This window comes from Microbacterium sp. (assembly GCF_032084865.1).
GTDB lineage: Bacteria > Actinomycetota > Actinomycetes > Actinomycetales > Microbacteriaceae > Microbacterium.
Window position 1 is genome coordinate 1 of the sequence record NZ_DAMDLU010000062.1, and the last position, 15,738, is coordinate 15,738.

Consider the following 15,738-nt stretch of genomic DNA (forward strand, 5'->3'; position numbering starts at 1 on the left):
CGCGCCGGCGGGCACGTCGGGCCGGGCGGCCTCCGGATGCCGGGGCCGCGCCGTATCCGACGAGATTGGGCTGCGCCTTCTCCTCCTCCGCCCCGGCCGCGGCGGGAGCCGCCGAGGTCGCGGACTCGTCACCGGCGACGTCGAAGGCGATCAGCGGGGCGCCGACCGCCACGGTGTCTCCCGCGTCGGCGTGCAGCACGGCGACGGTGCCCTCGTACGGAGAGGGCAGTTCGACGATGGCCTTGGCCGTCTCGACCTCGGCGAGCGTCTGATTCAGCGCGACGGCGTCGCCCGGCTGCACGAGCCATTGCACGACCTCGGCTTCGGTCAGTCCTTCGCCCAGGTCGGGCAGGCGGAACTCGGCGTTCACCGCTCGTCTCCCTTCGCGTCCACGGCACTCAAGGTGTGCGGACGATCGAGTACTCGGTCGACGGCGTCGAGGATGCGGTCGAGGTCGGGAAGGTGGAACTTCTCGAGCTTCGCGGGGGGATACGGGATGTCGTGCCCGGTGACGCGCACGGGCGCCGCCTCGAGGTACTCGAAGCAGTACTCGGTGATGCTCGCGATGACCTCTGCGGCCACACCCGCCTCGCGGGACGCCTCGTGCGCGACCACCACCCGCCCGGTGCGCCGCACCGAGGCGGAGACTGTCTCGTAGTCGACGGGCGAGAGCGAGCGCAGGTCGATGACCTCGAGCGAGACGCCCTCGTCCTCGGCCGCGGCGGCCGCGTCGAGTGCAGTGCCAACCATCGCGCCGTAGGTGATGATGGTGGCATCGGTCCCCTGGCGCACCACCCGGGCGAGACCCATCGGAGGCGCGTCGGCGAGCGGCGCCGCGAGGTCGACCTCACCCTTGTGGTGGTACAGGCGCTTCGGCTCGAAGAACAGCACCGGGTCGTCGCAGGCGATGGCCTGCCGCAGGCAGCGGTACGCGTCCTGCGGGTCGGAGACCGCGATCACGCGCAGTCCGGCGGTGTGCACGAAGTAGGCCTCGGGCGATTCGGAGTGGTGCTCGGCCGCACCGATGCCGCCCGCCCAGGGCACGCGGATCGTGATCGGCATCTTCACCCGGCCCTGGGTGCGGTAGTGCAGCTTCGCGACCTGCGAGACGATCTGGTCGAAGGCAGGGTAGATGAATCCGTCGAACTGGATCTCCACCACCGGACGGTAGCCCCGGAACGCGAGCCCGACCGCGGTGCCGACGATGCCGGATTCGGCGAGCGGCGTGTCGATCACCCGCTTCGCCCCGAATTCGTCCTTGAGCCCGTCGGTGATGCGGAACACGCCACCGAGGGTGCCGATGTCCTCACCCATCAGCACGACCTTCTCGTCGTCGAGCATCGCCTGGCGCAGCCCCGCGTTGAGGGCCTTGCCCATCGTCATCTGCGTCATCTCAGGCCTCCTCGAACGAAGCGAGGTAGCCGGCGTACTCGTCGCGTTGGCGCTCGAGGCCGGAGTGCGGCTCGGCGTACACGCGATCGAACACGGCGAGGGCCGGGCGGGTCTGCATGCCGATGCATGCGGCGCGCATCTCGCGGGCGCTGTCGTCGGCGGCCGTCTGCACGGAGTCGAGGTGCTCGTCGGTCAGCTCGCCGGCCGCACGGAGATGCGCCTCCAGGCGCGCGATCGGATCGCGATCGCGCCACAGGGCGAGCTCGGCGTCGTCACGGTAGCGCTTCGGGTCGTCAGCCGTGGTGTGCGGCCCCATGCGGTAGGTCACTGCTTCGAGGTAGGCGGGCCCCTTGCCTGTGCGCGCGTGATCGAGCGCCCAGCGCATCGCCGCCATGCAGGCGAGCACGTCATTGCCGTCGACGCGCAGGCTCGGGATGCCGAACCCCGGCGCGCGGCCGGCCAGCGGGTACTGCGACTGCAGTCCGACCGGCTCGGAGATCGCCCAGTGGTTGTTCTGGCAGACGAAGACGACGGGTGCGCGGTAAGACGAGGCGAAGATCATCGCCTCGTTGACGTCGCCCTGACTGGTGGCGCCGTCGCCGAAGTAGGTGACGGCGACCTCGTCGGCTCCGTCGTGCAGGATGCCCATGCCGTAGCCGACGGCGTGCAGGGTCTGCGCGCCGATGATGATCTGCAGCGGAGCGATGCCGAGCCGAGCGGGGTCGTAGGCCGCGCCCTCCTCACCGCGCCACATGCGCACGTAGTCGCCGGGCTCGGCGCCGCGGGTGTACATCACGCCGGTCTCGCGGTAGCTGGGGAAGACGAAGTCCTTCGGCGCGAGGGCACGGCCGGTGCCGATCTGCGCGGCCTCCTGGCCGTTGCACGGCGCCCACAGGCCGAGCTGACCCTGGCGCTGCAGTGCCACGCCCTCGGAGTCGATGCGCCGCAGCACCACCATGTCGCGGTGCAGCTCGCGCATCGCCTGGTAGTCGATGTCGGCGATCCAGCGGTCGAGTTCAGGGTTCGACACGCGCGTGCCGTCGGGCGCGATGATGCGCTCGGTGAGTTCGAGATCGTTTTGAGTGTCGACGATCGGGCTGGTGTTCGGTGACATCGGCGTCCTCCTGACGTGGCGGCCTTCGTGGGGCATGCACGGTTTCCCGACGGCTGCGTCGGGCTTAGTCGAATGCTACGTCGGGCTGACACGTCGCTCAAGCATGTGTGCGTTTGCTGAGCATGTTGCACAATTCCCCCAAGTGCAGCCCTGCTATCGTGTGGCGTTATGCCCGTCCTGGATCGCACAGACCTCGAACTGCTCACCGCCCTCGCGGAGGACCCGCGCACGACCGTGGTGAAGCTGGCCGACCGGCTTCGCCTGTCGCGCAACACGATCCAGGCCCGGATGGCCCGGCTCGAGCAGACGGGCGTCTTCGAATCGTACGAGCGCTCGTTCTCGACCGAGGTGCTCGGATTCCCGCTGCAGGCGTTCATCAGCATCGGCGTGCGGCAGACCGAGCTGCCGCGCATCATCGCCGAGCTGTCACGGGTTCCCGAGATCGTGCAGGCGCACGGGCTGAGCGGATCGATCGACCTGCTCGCCAGGGTCGCGTGCCGGGACGCTCGTCACCTGTTCGACACCGACGCCAGGATCCTGTCGATCGACGGCGTCGAGCGCACCGAGACCTCGCTCGCGATGGGCGAGGTGATCCCGTTCCGGGTGGCCGGGCTCATCGGCCTCGCACGACGGGAAGTCTGAGGAAGCGCCGGATCGCTCCGGCCGCCTCGGCCGGCGTCTCGTAGTGGATGAGGTGCCCGACGTCGGCGATCTCGACCAGCTCGGCGCGAGGGAACATCGTCGCGAGGCGCCGCTCGGCCTCGATCGGCGTGATGTCGTCACGTTGAGCCGCGATCAGAAGAGTCGGCACGTCGATCACGCCGGCGAACGCCCGCACGTCATGTGAAGCGCTGGTCACGAAGGCGTCGTGCAGCACGTCACGATCGGCGAAGCGCGAGAAGTAGGTGTCGTGCTGGTCGTGGATGAACCTGCGCAGCGCCGGGTCACGGGTCTTGGCCATCGCCATGCTCATGACGCGCACCGTAAGCGGATGCCGCAGCAGGGCCGTCCCCCAGCGTTCGGGCAGACGCGCACCGAGGGCGTAGTACAGCACGGCGATCCGGGTGAGCAGGCCCTTCGGCCCCTCGAGCGCGGGGGCGCCGATCGGGTTGATCAGGATGAGCCGCGGCGTCTCGAGTCCGCTCGCGACGGCGGCCGCCGCGACGATCGAGCCGAACGAGTGCCCGAGGATGATCGCTCCAGGCGCGACGGTGCGCGCGAACTCGCAGAGCCAGCCGGTGTAGAGCCCGAGGTCGTGCTCGCGATCCGGTATCGGCGGCGTCTCGCCGAAGCCCGGCAGGTCGGGCGAGATGATCCGGATGCCCGGCAGGTACGCCACGACCGGCTCGAGCCCGTGATGCTCGCCGCGGAATCCGTGCACGGTGATGATCGTCGGCGCGTCGTCTGCCGCCTCGCCGTACACCCAGTACGCCGTCGTCGACCCCTGCACCCGCACCTCTCGGCGTTCGACCGGGATCTCGGCGAGGCGAGCGGCATACGGAGAGGTCGCGGGCATGCCGCCGAGTCTACGGGACGGAATGTCGGTGGCCGTCCATATGTTCGAATCAGGGAAGGAGACAGCATGACATCGCTGACTGAGATACATCCCGCTCTGCTGTGGGAGACTCCGGCGCTGCGCACGCGGGCCGAGCACCTCGACAGGGCAGGCGACCACCTGTGGCGCGTGGTCGACGCCCGCGGCCGCATCCGTGGACATCTGCGCGTGATCGCCGACCCCCTGGGCATCCGTTACCGCGCGGAGCGCCTGCACCTGGCATCCGGATCCTTCCGCCTGATCGGCGAGTTCTGGGACGCCGACGATGCGGTCGCCGCGCTGCGGAACTGACGAGGTGCCCCCTGCAGGATTCGAACCTGCGACCAACGGATTAGAAAGCCGATGCTCTTCCTCTGAGCTAAGGAGGCGTACCGGCTCCAGATTACCGTGTCGGCCCCCGTCGCTAGGATCGAAGTATGGTTTCTGCTGCTGAGAACGACCGGCTCGTGTGGATCGACTGCGAGATGACGGGCCTCGACCTCTCGGTCGACGAACTCGTCGAGATCGCCGTCGTGGTCACCGATTTCGAGCTGAACCTGCTCGACCCCGGCTTCCAGATCGTCATCAAGCCGAGCGACGCCGCACTCGCGAACATGAACGACTTCGTCACCGAGATGCACCGCACCTCGGGCCTGATCGACGAGATCCCGAACGGCGTCAGCCTCGCCGATGCCGAGGAGCAGACGCTCGCCTACATCAAGCGCTTCGTCCCCCTCGAGCGCAAGGCTCCGCTGGCCGGCAACACGATCGGCACCGACCGGATGTTCCTCGCCACGTACATGCAGAGCGTCGACCAGTACCTGCACTACCGCAACGTCGACGTCTCGAGCATCAAAGAGCTCGCGCGTCGCTGGTACCCCCGCGTGTTCTTCCAGGCTCCGGAGAAGAACGGCGGCCACCGGGCCCTGGCCGACATCCTCGAGTCGATCCGCGAGCTGCGCTATTACCGCTCCGCGGTGTTCGCCGACGCCCCCGGACCCTCCTCCGAGCAGGCGCGCGACATCGCCGACCGCACGGTGTCAGAGTTCACTCTGAACATGTAATACACTTGTCGAGTCGCCCGCTCCGGCAGGCACATGGTGGGTATAGCTCAGCTGGTAGAGCACCGCGTTGTGGTCGCGGGGGTCGCGGGTTCAAGCCCCGTTACTCACCCCAAGAGAAGCCCCCGGGTTCGTCATGAACCCGGGGGCTTCGTCGTGTCAGCCGCGCGTATGCAGCGGCATCGTCGTGATGCAGGTCGGGTCGTCAGCGTTCACGGTGGAGATCACAGCCCTGGCCTCGCTGTCGCCGATCACGGTGACGACCTCGGCGGTGATGCCGCGCGGAAGCCAGACGCCGATGAAGCCATTGTCGAACGTGCGCGTCTGCTCGTCTACGTACGTGTGCCCCGTGGCAAGATCCGCGATGCTCAGCTGCAGCTCGGTGTTGCGCAGCTCGCCGACACACGAGCTCGGCGCGTGGAAGGTGCAGTCGTGCGTCTGCGAGCGGTACGGAGCGAAGGAGATGTAGGTCATGCCGTCCGGCATCGGCATCTCGACCTGCGACCCGTCGGCGCCGGCCAGCACGACGCGGTCCGTGCGGATCGAAGCCGTCACCGCATCATCCCGCTCGCTGACCAGCGCACGATCGAGCCGGTCGACGAGCGCGCGCACGTCGGTGCGGGAGAGCTCTTCCAGGCTCGGCCCGGTGGAGGGTGCCGACGTGCCGCGGCCCGCCGAGTCCGTCGTCTGACCGGCGGGTGCGCAGCCGGCGAGCAGCAGGGCGCCCGTGAGGGTGAGAACGACGGCCGGGGTGATCATTCGGGTGCGCATGGCGAAGCGTGTTCCTCATCGTCTCGGGGGCGAGAAGTCGGCGCTGACGGCGCCGCACGGGACGACGGGCCATCTTCTTCTCCGGTCGAGACGGTACTCATCGAGCCTATGAGTTCTCGACGGAGACGCCCCGTCCCGGGGTGCGCCCCGGCTAGCATCGAAGCATGTCCTCCTCCCTCGACTCCGACGCGCAGGCTCTGCCCGACGGTGGTCTGAGCATGACCCTCGAGCAGTTCGAGGCGCTCGTCGTCGAGGAACTCGACAAGCTGCCCGACGACATGGTCGACGGCCTCGACAACGTCGTCTTCGTCGTCGAGGACGAACCGGATGACGGCAGCGACCTCTTCGGCCTGTACGAGGGCTTCGCGCTCACCGAGCGCGGCCAGTACGGGATGGGCGAGCTGCCGGATCGGATCATCGTGTACCGCCACGCGCACCTCGCGGCCTGCGCCGATGAGGACGAGCTGCGGGACGAGATCCACACCACACTCGTCCATGAGATCGCGCACTTCTACGGCATCGACGACGAGCAGCTGCACGAGCTGGGGTGGGCATGAGCATCCCGGCGACCACTCCCCTGCTCGACGAGCAGCTCACGGTCGCGCCGCTCGTGCCCTGGCAGCTGGTGGTCTGGGACGACCCCGTCAATCTCATGAGCTACGTCGTGCGCGTGTTCCGCCGCTACTTCGGATACCCCGAGGAGCAGGCCACTGCCCTCATGCTGGCGGTGCACAACGAAGGGCATGCCGTTGTCGCCACGGGTCCGAGGGAGACCATGGAGGTGCACGCCCAGTCGATGCACGACTTCGGGCTGTGGGCCACCATCCGAAGGGTTCCGCAGTGAGTCTGTCGATCTCGATCGCCTGGATCGAAGGACGCAATCTGCTGCACCTGATCGACGAGTTCCTCGAGCTCGTCGCAGGGCCGCGCACGGACGCCGATCCCGCGCTGGCACGACTGGCTCCGGTCGCCTACCCGGATGACGGCGCCGCGGCAGCGGAATTCCGCCGCAGCACCCGGGACGAGCTGTTCGACCGCCGTCGCAAGGACGCCCTCGTCATGCGCGAGGGTCTCATCGATTTCGACACCGACGACGACGATCTCGATGTGCTCGCCGCGCACGACGTCGGCATCCCCGCAGCGCACGTCGACGCGTGGCTGCGCACTCTCGCCGCGATCAGGCTGGTCGTCGCGTCGCGCCTCGGCGTCGACCACGATGACCGTCACGACCCGCACGACGCGCGTTTCCACGTGTACGACTGGCTCGGGTACCGGCTGGACGACCTGATCCAGCGCGCCGACGATGCGGACGCCGCTACGGCGTAGCCACCTGCACGTGCGCGAGTCTCTGCGGCTCGTGCCGCGCGATGTGCGCGTCCTCCTGCGCCGCCCACATGTCCCAGTGGCTGCGGAAGCCGTCGCCGTCGCGCTCGAGAGCGCGTCGCCGTCTCGAATCGCGTGGTCCATCGACCCAGACGGTGAGATCGGCGAGCGGGGCCGTTGTCGGTGTGAGCGCACCACAGCCTTCGACGATCAGCCCGAGAGACGGGTCGACCGCGTGGGCCTCGGCCTCTTCCTCCAGCTCCCAGTCCCAGCGCCGCCAGATGCCGATCAGACCGCGCCCGTGCGGACGCAGCACCTGTTCCCGGGCGATCTGCGCACCGCGCTCGAGCCCGTCCCATCCGGGGTAGACCGAATCGAGCGCGAGCATCTGCACGGGCGTGCTCAGCGGCCACGCTCGCGCGACGCGGGCGGCCAGGCTGCTCTTGCCGGCGCCGCTGCGACCGTCGATGATCACGACCGGGTTCGACGCCGACACGGCGGTGACCGCATCGCAGATGCGCGCGGTCGCCGCGCTGAGCTGCTCTCCGAAGTGATCGGGGGCGGAGGCTGTCGACATGACACCACGCTATCGAACCGGCCGGTGGGTCACTCGCGGCCGAACGGCCGCGGCTCGACCCCGTCACTGCCGCGCCGATCCGTCGTACCCACGTGACGTGCCCTGGTGATCATGCCGATCCCGAATCGGGCCCGTGCGTCGTCGAGCGTGCCCTCGAGGCGCCGCTGGTCCTCGTCGTCATCCCACAGCGCCATCGCCGACGTCCCTGCGGGACGCAGCTTCTCAGCCCGCACCCCGACCAGCCGCACGGGATCCCTGCGCTCGATCTGGGCGAACAGAGCGATCGCCGTCTCTCCGATGCGCTGTCCCACGTCGGTCGGCTCAGCCAGCGACACGGTGCGGCTCAGCGTGGTGAAATCAGCGAAGCGGATCTTGATCGCCACGGCTCCCGCATGCCACCCCGAGGTGCGCAGGCGCGCCCCGACACGGTCGGCCAGGCGCAGCAGCTCCGAGCGGAGCAGGTCGGCATCGTCGATGTCGCGGTCGAAGGTCTCTTCGTGACCGACGCTCTTCTCCACCCGCTCCGTCTCGACGGCACGGGCGTCGAGACCGCGGGCCAGATCCTGCATCCGCTGCCCGAGCGCGGGGCCTACGGCGCGCTCCAGGGCTTCAGGCGCCGCCTCCCGCACGTCGCGGATCAGACGGATGCCCCGGCGCTGCAGTGCTTCGGCGGCCTTCGGTCCGACGCCCCACATGGCGCCGACCGGTCGGGGATCGAGGAACTCCTGCGTTCGCGCGGCGGGCACCACGAGCATCCCGTCAGGTTTGGAGACGGTCGACGCCATCTTCGCGACGTGCTTCGTGGCGGCGACTCCGACACTGCAGGTGATGCCGACCTCGTCGCGCACCCGTCGTCGGATCAGCGCCGCGATCTCACCAGGACTCCCCCACAGCCGGCGCACTCCGCGCACGTCGAGGAACGCCTCGTCGATCGAGAGCTGCTCGACGAGCGGGGTGATGCTCTGGAAGATCTCCATCACCTGGGCCGAGACAGCCTGGTAGCGGGTGAAGTTCGGCGGCACGACGCGGGCCGTCGGGCACAGCCTCAGCGCCTGTCCGACCGGCATCGCGCTGCGAACCCCGAAGCGGCGCGCCTCGTAGGACGCGCTGGAGACCACCGAGCGCCCGTCGCGGCCGCCGATGATCAGCGGCAGGCCACGCAGCGACGGGTCGTAAAGCACCTCGACCGCCGCGTAGAAGGCATCCATGTCGACATGCAGGATGCCCGTGCCGGTGTCGTCCGCGCCCTCCGGCGAGACGATGCGGCCCGATCCGTCACCGCGTCCCATGCATCCATCCTGACCGGTGCCACCGACATCGCGTCGGTGGCACCCGGTGGTCACTGCGCGGCGCGCTCGAGGATCAGCTCGCGCACGCGCGCGGCGTCGGCCTGACCCTTCATGGCCTTCATGACGGCGCCGATGACGGCGCCCGCGGCCTGCACCTTGCCGTCCTTGATCTTCGCCAGCACGTCGGGCTGCGCGGCGAACGCATCATCGATCGCGGCGATCAGCGCACCGTCGTCCGAGACGACGGCCAGCCCGCGCGAGTCGACGACCTGCTGCGGCGTTCCCTCACCGGCGATGACGCCCTCGAGCACCTGACGGGCGAGCTTGTCGGTCAGAGTCCCGGCATCCACCAGGCCCTGCAGAGCTGCGACGTCGGCGGGTGAGACGAGGCCGGCGGCCTCGCGCTCCTGCGCGTTGGCGATGCGGGTGATCTCCCCCGTCCACCACTTGCGCGCGGCCGCCGGCGCGGCACCGGCCGCGATCGTGGCCTCGACCTCGTCGATCAGCCCGCCGTTGCGCACGTCCTGGAACTCGAGGTCGGTGAAGCCCCAGTCGGCCTTCAGACGACGGCGACGCGCGACGGGCTGCTCGGGCAGGACCGACCGGAGTTCCTCGACGAGCTCGCGCGAGGGCTGCACGGGCAGCAGATCGGGTTCCGGGAAATAGCGGTAGTCGTCGGCGTCGGACTTCGGGCGGCCCGGCGATGTCGTGCCGGTGTCCTCGTGCCAGTGACGGGTCTCCTGGATGATCGTGCCGCCGTCGGCGAGGATCGCGGCCTGACGCTGGATCTCGTATCGCACTGCGCGCTCGACCGAACGCATCGAGTTGACGTTCTTCGTCTCGGTGCGGGTGCCAAGCTTCTCCTGGCCGCGGGGGCGCAGCGACACGTTCGCGTCGCAGCGCAGGTTGCCGCGCTCGAGACGCGCCTCCGAGATGCCGAGGCCGCGCACGATGTCGCGGATCGCGGCGATGTACGCCTTGGCGTACTCGGGCGCTCGATGCTCGGCGCCGAAGATCGGCTTGGTGACGATCTCGACCAGTGGCACACCCGCACGGTTGTAGTCGACCAGCGAGTACTCGGCACCCTGGATGCGACCGGTGGCCCCGCCCATGTGGGTGAGCTTGCCGGCGTCCTCCTCCATGTGCGCACGCTCGACCGGGATGGTCACCAGGGTGCCGTCCTCGAGTTCCACCTCGACCGATCCCTCGAACGCGATCGGCTCGTCGTACTGAGAGATCTGGTAGTTCTTGCCGAGGTCCGGGTAGAAGTAGTTCTTCCGCGCGAAGCGGCTGGACTCGGCGATCGAGCAGCCGAGCGCGAGACCCAGGCTGATCGACGAGCGCACGGCCGTCGCGTTGACCACGGGCAGCGAACCCGGCAGGCCGAGGTCGACCGGGGCGATCAGCGTGTTCGGCTCGGCACCGTGGAACTCGTCGTTCGCCGGGTTCGGGGCATCCGAGAACATCTTCGTGCGGGTGTTCAGCTCGACGTGCACCTCGAATCCGAGCACGGGCTCGAACATCTCGAGAGCCTTGTCGAAGTCCATGAGCTTGGCGGTGGCCATCAGCGGGTTCCTTCTTCCTTGGCTCCCTGAGCCTGTTCCCTGGGTCCCTGAGCCTGTTCCCTGGGTCCCTGAGCCTGCCGAAGGGCAGGCGCCTTCGACAGCAGCGGCTCCCCCCACGAGTCGAGGAGCGCGGCTTCGAGAGCCGCGCCGACGCGGTACAGACGGGCATCCTCGTGCGCAGGCGCGAGGAACTGGATGCCGACGGGCAGACCGTCTTCGGCTGCCACACCCGACGGGATCGAGATGCCGGGCACGCCGGCCAGGTTCGCCGGGATCGTCGTCAGGTCGTTCAGGTACATCTGCAGCGGATCGTCGATCTTCTCGCCGATCTTGAACGCGGTCGTCGGCGCCGAGGGCGTCGCGATGACGTCGACCTGCGCGAAGGCCCGGTCGAAGTCCTGCTGGATGAGCGTGCGCACCTTCTGCGCGCTGCCGTAGTACGCGTCGTAGTAGCCGGCAGACAGGGCGTAGGTGCCGAGGATGATGCGGCGCTTGACCTCGGGGCCGAAGCCGGCCTCGCGGGTCGCCGACATGACGTCCTCCACCGTCGGGTTGCCGTCGGGGGTGACCCGAAGGCCGAAGCGCACCGAGTCGAACTTCGCGAGGTTGCTCGACGCCTCCGCGGGCAGGATCAGGTAGTACGCGGCGACACCGTATTCGAAGTGCGGAGCGGAGATCTCGACGATCTCGGCGCCCTGCGCCTCCATCAGGGCCAGCGACTCGCGGAAGGATGCGGCGACGCCGGCCTGGAAGCCGGAGTCGGGCAGCTCGGTGATGACGCCGACCTTCAGCCCCTTGAGCACCTGACCCGACGCGCCCTCGCGGGCCGCGGCGGCGAACGACGGCCATTCCTGCGGAAGCGAGGTGGAGTCCTTCGGGTCGTGACCGCCGATCACATCGTGCAGCAGCCCGGCGTCGAGCACGGTGCGGGTCACCGGACCGACCTGGTCGAGGCTGGATGCCAGCGCGATCGCGCCGTAGCGGCTGACGCCGCCGTAGGTCGGCTTGATGCCGACGGTGCCGGTGACGTGCGCGGGCTGGCGGATCGATCCGCCGGTGTCGGAGCCGAGCGCGAGCGGGGCCTCGAATGCCGCGACGGCCGCGGCGGAGCCGCCACCCGAACCGCCGGGGATGCGGTCGAGATCCCACGGGTTGCGGGTCGGGCCGTAGGCGGAGAACTCCGTCGACGAGCCCATCGCGAACTCGTCCATGTTCGTCTTGCCCAGCGGCACGAGGCCGGCGGCGCGCGAGCGCGCCACGACGGTGGCGTCGAACGGCGACATGTAGCCCTCGAGGATCTTCGAGCCGCTCGTGGAGGGCATGTCGGCGGTGACGAGCACGTCCTTGACCGCGAGCGGCACACCGGCGATCGGGCCGAGCTGCTCGCCCGCGGCACGGCGCGCGTCGACCTGGGCGGCCGCCGCGAGGGCGTGCTCGTTGACGTGCAGGAAGGCGTGCACGTCGCCGTCGACCGCGGAGATGCGGTCGAGGTGGGCCTGCGTCGCCTCGACGCTGGAGATCTCGCCGGCGGAGATCTTCTCGCCGAGCTCGGCGGCGGTCAGCCGGATGATGTCGCTCACTGCTCTTCTCCCAGGATCGCGGTCACACGGAAGCGGCCGTCTGCGGCATCCGGGGCGTTCTTCAGCGTCTGCTCGAGCGTGAGCGTCTCGCCGACCTCGTCGGGACGGAAGACGTTGCTCATCGCGATCGGGTGGCTGGTGGCGACGACGTCGGGCGTGGCCACCTCCGACACCTTCGCGATGTTGTCGACGATGGCATCGAGCTGACCGGTCAGCTGAGTCACCTCGTCGTCGGAGAGCTGGATGCGCGCGAGCACGCCGAGATGGCGTACGAGATCAGGGGTGATTTCAGACACCACCCCAGTCTACGAGAGCGCGACGTGCGCACACGTAAGCTGGAGCGCGTGACCGAGTTCGCTCCCCCTCGCCCATGGACCGCAAGCTATGCCGAAGGTGTCCCGCAGGACCTGCCCGAGGTGACCGGCTCGCTGATCGACATCGTCGAGGCCTCGGTGCGCGACTACCCGGACGCCCCGGCGCTGCAGTTCTTCGGGCGCGAGACGACCTACCGCGAGATGCAGGATGCCATCGAGCGGGCGGCCGCCGGCCTGCGCGACCTCGGTGTCGGCCCGGGCGACCCGGTGGCGATCGTGCTGCCGAACTGCCCGCAGCACATCATCGCGTTCTACGCCGTGCTCCGCCTCGGCGCCGTCGTGATCGAGCACAACCCGCTCTACACGCCGCGTGAGCTGCGCAAGCAGTTCGAAGACCACGGTGCCAGGCACGCGATCGTCTGGAGCAAGGTCGTCGAGACCGTGCAGGAGTTCCCCGTCGATCTGGCGGTCACGAGCCTGGTCTCGGTCGACGTGACGACGGCGATGCCGCGCAGGATGCAGCTGATGCTGAAGCTGCCGATCGCGAAGGCCCGTGAGTCGCGTGCGGCGCTGACCGCGAAGGTGCGCGGTGCGATCAGCTGGGATTCGCTCGTGGCATCCGCTCCGCTTCCCGCATCGCACCCGCGTCCCGGAACCGACGACCTCGCGATCATCCAGTACACCTCCGGCACCACGGGCACGCCCAAGGGTGCGGTCCTCACCCACCGCAACCTGCTCGCGAACGCGGCGCAGGCTCAGGCGTGGGTGCCGTCGATCACGCGCGGCGACGGCTGCGTCGTCTACGCCGTGCTGCCGATGTTCCACGCCTACGGGCTCACGCTGTGTCTGACCTTCGCGATGTCGATGGGCGCGCGGCTCGTGCTGTTCCCGAAGTTCGAGCCCGATCTCGTGCTGCAGGTGACGAAGAAGCATCCGGCCACCTTCCTGCCGCTCGTGCCGCCGATCGCCGAGCGACTGCTGGCCGCCGCGAAGGAGAAGGGCGTGTCGCTCGCCGGCACCGAGATCGCGATCTCTGGCGCGATGGCGCTGTCGCACGACCTCGTGGTGCCGTTCGAGGACGCGAGCGGCGGCTACCTCGTCGAAGGCTACGGGCTGAGCGAGTGCTCCCCCGTGCTGATGGCCAACCCCGTCGCCGACAATCGGGTGGCCGGCACCGTCGGCCTGCCGCTTCCCGGTACCGAGTGCCGCGTCGTAGACCCCGAGAATCCGACCGCCGACGTGCCGGCCGGCTCGGCCGGCGAGCTGATCGTGCGCGGCCCCCAGGTGTTCTCCGGCTACTACGGCAAGCCCGAGGCGACCGAGGCGGTGTTCGTCGACGGCTGGTTCCGCACCGGCGACATCGTCACGATCGACGAGGCGGGCTTCGTGCGCATCGTCGACCGCATCAAGGAGCTCATCATCACGGGCGGCTTCAACGTGGCGCCCACCGAGGTCGAGGGCGCCCTGCGCCAGCATCCGGATGTCGTCGACGCGGCCGTCGTGGGACTGCCGAGCGACCGCTCCGGCGAAGAGGTCGTCGCCGCGATCGTCGTGGAGGACGGCAAGGACGTCGATGTCGAGGCCATCCGCGCGTTCGCGCGCAGCATCCTCACGCCGTACAAGGTGCCGCGTCGCATCTTCGTCGTCGACGAGCTGCCGAAGTCGCTGATCGGCAAGGTGCTGCGCCGGCAGGTGAAGGAGCGCCTGCTGGCGTTGACCTCGGGCAGCTGAACGGCCAGCACTCTCCCATCCGCACCCACTATCGTTGACAGGTGACTGCCGACGACATCGCCCCTGCCCCCGACGCGCCCGAGACCCCCGACGAGGCCGCGACGTCTCCCGGATTCGAGGAGCTGGGCATCACCGGCTCGCTGCTCAAGGCGATCAAGGACCTCGGCTACGAGACGCCCTCGCCGATCCAGGCGGCGACGATCCCCCTGCTGCTGCAGGGACGCGACGTGCTGGGAACGGCGCAGACCGGCACCGGCAAGACCGCGGCTTTCGCGCTGCCCGTGCTCGAGAACCTCGACCTCGGTCAGAAGACGCCGCAGGTGCTCGTGCTCGCCCCCACCCGCGAACTCGCGCTGCAGGTGTGCGAGGCGTTCGAGGCGTACTCGGCCCGCATGAAGGACGTGCGCGTGCTTCCCGTGTACGGCGGGCAGGCGTACGGCGTGCAGCTGTCCGCGCTGCGCCGTGGCGTGCACATCGTCGTCGGCACGCCGGGCCGCATCATGGACCACCAGGCGAAGGGCACGCTCGACCTCTCTGAGCTGAAGTACCTCGTGCTGGATGAGGCCGACGAGATGCTGAAGATGGGCTTCGCCGAGGATGTCGAGCAGATCCTCGCACAGACCCCCGAGGACAAGCAGGTCGCGCTGTTCTCGGCGACGATGCCCGCGACGATCCGCCGCCTCGCTCAGCAGTATCTGAACGAGCCCGAAGAGGTCGCCATCAAGGGCAAGACGACCACCAACCAGAACATCACTCAGCGCTACCTCGTCGTCTCGTACGCCCAGAAGGTGGATGCCCTCACCCGCATCCTCGAGATCGAGAACTTCGACGGGATGATCGTCTTCGTCCGCACGAAGAACGAGACCGAGACCCTCGCCGAGAAGCTCCGCGCCCGCGGCTACTCCGCGGCCGCGATCAACGGTGACGTGCCGCAGGTCCAGCGCGAGCGCAGCGTGAATCAGCTCAAGGACGGCAAGCTCGACATCCTCGTCGCCACCGACGTCGCCGCCCGCGGCCTCGACGTCGAGCGCATCAGCCACGTCGTGAACTTCGACATCCCCACCGACACCGAGTCGTACGTGCACCGGATCGGGCGCACGGGCCGTGCAGGCCGAACCGGTGATGCGATCAGCTTCATCACGCCGCGCGAGCGCTACCTGCTGAAGCACATCGAGAAGGCGACCCGCCAGCAGCCGACGCAGATGCAGCTGCCGACCACGGAGGACGTCAACTCGACGCGCCTCGCGCGCTTCGACGACGCGATCACCGCAGCCCTCGGAGAGACCCGCCGCATCGAGGCGTTCCGCGACATCATCGCCCACTACGTGCGCAACAACGATGTGCCCGAGGCGGACGTCGCCGCGGCGCTGGCCGTGGTCGCCCAGGGCGAGACGCCGCTGCTGCTCGACCCCGAGAACGACGAGCTGTCGCGGGCGATCGAGCGTGACAACCGTCCGCCGCGCGAGCGACAGGACCGCTCGTCCGAC

18 protein-coding genes and 2 tRNA genes are annotated in these 15,738 nt (G+C 69.1%); 9 read left to right on the forward strand and 11 right to left on the reverse strand.

Annotated features, from left to right (window positions below):
* The 3 genes from RT309_RS08170 to RT309_RS08180 all read right to left on the reverse strand — a co-directional run.
* The coding region (locus RT309_RS08170; RefSeq protein ID WP_313356366.1) for a biotin/lipoyl-containing protein at positions 1-370 on the reverse strand (370 nt) is incomplete at its 3' end.
* The gene (locus tag RT309_RS08175; RefSeq protein WP_313356367.1) at positions 367-1,392 is read right to left on the reverse strand and encodes an alpha-ketoacid dehydrogenase subunit beta; all 1,026 of its coding nucleotides are present in this window, start codon (positions 1,390-1,392) and stop codon (positions 367-369) included. The genes RT309_RS08175 and RT309_RS08170, both read right to left, overlap by 4 nt.
* A 1-nt stretch (position 1,393) precedes the next feature.
* Positions 1,394-2,506: a thiamine pyrophosphate-dependent dehydrogenase E1 component subunit alpha gene (locus RT309_RS08180; protein WP_313356368.1), complete on the reverse strand. Its 1,113-nt coding sequence runs from the start codon at positions 2,504-2,506 to the stop codon at positions 1,394-1,396.
* A gap of 168 nt (positions 2,507-2,674) precedes the next feature.
* Here RT309_RS08180 and RT309_RS08185 point away from each other — a divergent pair, with 168 nt between their 5' ends.
* Positions 2,675-3,148: an Lrp/AsnC family transcriptional regulator gene (locus RT309_RS08185; protein WP_313356369.1), complete on the forward strand. Its 474-nt coding sequence runs from the start codon at positions 2,675-2,677 to the stop codon at positions 3,146-3,148.
* On the opposite strand, the gene RT309_RS08190 is transcribed toward RT309_RS08185, so the two are convergent.
* Positions 3,120-4,022, reverse strand: coding sequence for an alpha/beta hydrolase (locus RT309_RS08190; protein ID WP_313356371.1), 903 nt, complete (start codon positions 4,020-4,022; stop codon positions 3,120-3,122). The genes RT309_RS08185 and RT309_RS08190 overlap by 29 nt on opposite strands.
* A 66-nt stretch (positions 4,023-4,088) precedes the next feature.
* Here RT309_RS08190 and RT309_RS08195 point away from each other — a divergent pair, with 66 nt between their 5' ends.
* On the forward strand, positions 4,089-4,352 hold the full coding sequence (locus RT309_RS08195) for a hypothetical protein (RefSeq protein ID WP_313356373.1): 264 nt from the start codon (positions 4,089-4,091) through the stop codon (positions 4,350-4,352).
* 5 nt (positions 4,353-4,357) lie between these two features.
* Here the strand turns inward: RT309_RS08195 and RT309_RS08200 are convergent.
* Positions 4,358-4,429: transfer RNA gene (locus tag RT309_RS08200), tRNA-Arg, on the reverse strand.
* A 48-nt stretch (positions 4,430-4,477) separates the two neighbouring features.
* Between RT309_RS08200 and orn the strand changes: the two genes are divergently transcribed.
* The gene (gene orn, locus RT309_RS08205) at positions 4,478-5,104 is read left to right on the forward strand and encodes an oligoribonuclease (protein WP_313356375.1); all 627 of its coding nucleotides are present in this window, start codon (positions 4,478-4,480) and stop codon (positions 5,102-5,104) included.
* Positions 5,105-5,140: 36 nt separating this feature from the next.
* A tRNA-His gene (locus tag RT309_RS08210) sits at positions 5,141-5,216 on the forward strand.
* Between the two features lie 44 nt (positions 5,217-5,260).
* Here the strand turns inward: RT309_RS08210 and RT309_RS08215 are convergent.
* Positions 5,261-5,872 carry a CueP family metal-binding protein gene (locus RT309_RS08215; protein ID WP_313356376.1) on the reverse strand — a complete coding sequence of 204 codons (612 nt, stop codon included), beginning with the start codon at positions 5,870-5,872 and terminating at the stop codon, positions 5,261-5,263.
* Positions 5,873-6,090: 218 nt separating this feature from the next.
* On the opposite strand from RT309_RS08215, the gene RT309_RS08220 reads away from it, so the two are divergent.
* The 3 genes from RT309_RS08220 to RT309_RS08230 are packed head-to-tail and all read left to right on the forward strand — an operon-like array spanning position 6,091 to position 7,198.
* The gene (locus RT309_RS08220) at positions 6,091-6,429 is read left to right on the forward strand and encodes a metallopeptidase family protein (protein ID WP_313356385.1); all 339 of its coding nucleotides are present in this window, start codon (positions 6,091-6,093) and stop codon (positions 6,427-6,429) included.
* The gene (clpS, locus tag RT309_RS08225) at positions 6,426-6,716 is read left to right on the forward strand and encodes an ATP-dependent Clp protease adapter ClpS (protein ID WP_313356378.1); all 291 of its coding nucleotides are present in this window, start codon (positions 6,426-6,428) and stop codon (positions 6,714-6,716) included. The genes RT309_RS08220 and clpS overlap by 4 nt, the downstream gene beginning before the upstream one ends.
* Positions 6,713-7,198, forward strand: a complete 486-nt coding sequence (locus RT309_RS08230; protein WP_313356379.1) for a DUF2017 family protein — start codon at positions 6,713-6,715, stop codon at positions 7,196-7,198. Before clpS ends, RT309_RS08230 begins: the two co-directional genes overlap by 4 nt.
* Here RT309_RS08230 and RT309_RS08235 read toward each other — a convergent pair.
* Genes RT309_RS08235 through gatC form a run of 5 tightly spaced genes read right to left on the reverse strand, consistent with a single transcriptional unit; the run spans position 7,188 to position 12,502 of the window.
* Positions 7,188-7,772, reverse strand: coding sequence for a hypothetical protein (locus RT309_RS08235; RefSeq protein WP_313356380.1), 585 nt, complete (start codon positions 7,770-7,772; stop codon positions 7,188-7,190). The genes RT309_RS08230 and RT309_RS08235 overlap by 11 nt on opposite strands.
* Positions 7,773-7,801: 29 nt before the next feature.
* Positions 7,802-9,061: a DNA polymerase IV gene (gene dinB, locus RT309_RS08240; RefSeq protein ID WP_313356381.1), complete on the reverse strand. Its 1,260-nt coding sequence runs from the start codon at positions 9,059-9,061 to the stop codon at positions 7,802-7,804.
* Positions 9,062-9,111: 50 nt separating this feature from the next.
* Positions 9,112-10,626, reverse strand: a complete 1,515-nt coding sequence (gatB, locus tag RT309_RS08245) for an Asp-tRNA(Asn)/Glu-tRNA(Gln) amidotransferase subunit GatB (RefSeq protein WP_313356383.1) — start codon at positions 10,624-10,626, stop codon at positions 9,112-9,114.
* Positions 10,626-12,206, reverse strand: a complete 1,581-nt coding sequence (gene gatA / locus RT309_RS08250) for an Asp-tRNA(Asn)/Glu-tRNA(Gln) amidotransferase subunit GatA (protein ID WP_313356384.1) — start codon at positions 12,204-12,206, stop codon at positions 10,626-10,628. Before gatA ends, gatB begins: the two co-directional genes overlap by 1 nt.
* Positions 12,203-12,502: an Asp-tRNA(Asn)/Glu-tRNA(Gln) amidotransferase subunit GatC gene (gene gatC, locus RT309_RS08255; RefSeq protein ID WP_071644104.1), complete on the reverse strand. Its 300-nt coding sequence runs from the start codon at positions 12,500-12,502 to the stop codon at positions 12,203-12,205. Before gatC ends, gatA begins: the two co-directional genes overlap by 4 nt.
* A 48-nt stretch (positions 12,503-12,550) precedes the next feature.
* Here gatC and RT309_RS08260 point away from each other — a divergent pair, with 48 nt between their 5' ends.
* Both RT309_RS08260 and RT309_RS08265 read left to right on the forward strand, forming a co-directional pair.
* Positions 12,551-14,251 (forward strand): long-chain-fatty-acid--CoA ligase, encoded by a 1,701-nt coding sequence (locus RT309_RS08260; protein ID WP_313356386.1) that lies wholly within the window; start codon positions 12,551-12,553, stop codon positions 14,249-14,251.
* A gap of 56 nt (positions 14,252-14,307) precedes the next feature.
* Positions 14,308-15,738, forward strand: a 1,431-nt coding sequence (locus RT309_RS08265) for a DEAD/DEAH box helicase (protein WP_396654432.1), incomplete at its 3' end; no start/stop codon positions are given.

Coding starts and splice junctions, on each gene's coding strand:
- RT309_RS08175 (WP_313356367.1), bottom strand. CDS start 1,392: ATGACGCAGATGACGATGGGCAAGGCCCTCAACGCGGGGCTGCGCCAG.
- RT309_RS08180 (WP_313356368.1), bottom strand. CDS start 2,506: ATGTCACCGAACACCAGCCCGATCGTCGACACTCAAAACGATCTCGAA.
- RT309_RS08185 (WP_313356369.1), top strand. CDS start 2,675: ATGCCCGTCCTGGATCGCACAGACCTCGAACTGCTCACCGCCCTCGCG.
- RT309_RS08190 (WP_313356371.1), bottom strand. CDS start 4,022: ATGCCCGCGACCTCTCCGTATGCCGCTCGCCTCGCCGAGATCCCGGTC.
- RT309_RS08195 (WP_313356373.1), top strand. CDS start 4,089: ATGACATCGCTGACTGAGATACATCCCGCTCTGCTGTGGGAGACTCCG.
- orn (WP_313356375.1), top strand. CDS start 4,478: ATGGTTTCTGCTGCTGAGAACGACCGGCTCGTGTGGATCGACTGCGAG.
- RT309_RS08215 (WP_313356376.1), bottom strand. CDS start 5,872: ATGCGCACCCGAATGATCACCCCGGCCGTCGTTCTCACCCTCACGGGC.
- RT309_RS08220 (WP_313356385.1), top strand. CDS start 6,091: ATGACCCTCGAGCAGTTCGAGGCGCTCGTCGTCGAGGAACTCGACAAG.
- clpS (WP_313356378.1), top strand. CDS start 6,426: ATGAGCATCCCGGCGACCACTCCCCTGCTCGACGAGCAGCTCACGGTC.
- RT309_RS08235 (WP_313356380.1), bottom strand. CDS start 7,772: ATGTCGACAGCCTCCGCCCCCGATCACTTCGGAGAGCAGCTCAGCGCG.
- dinB (WP_313356381.1), bottom strand. CDS start 9,061: ATGGGACGCGGTGACGGATCGGGCCGCATCGTCTCGCCGGAGGGCGCG.
- gatB (WP_313356383.1), bottom strand. CDS start 10,626: ATGGCCACCGCCAAGCTCATGGACTTCGACAAGGCTCTCGAGATGTTC.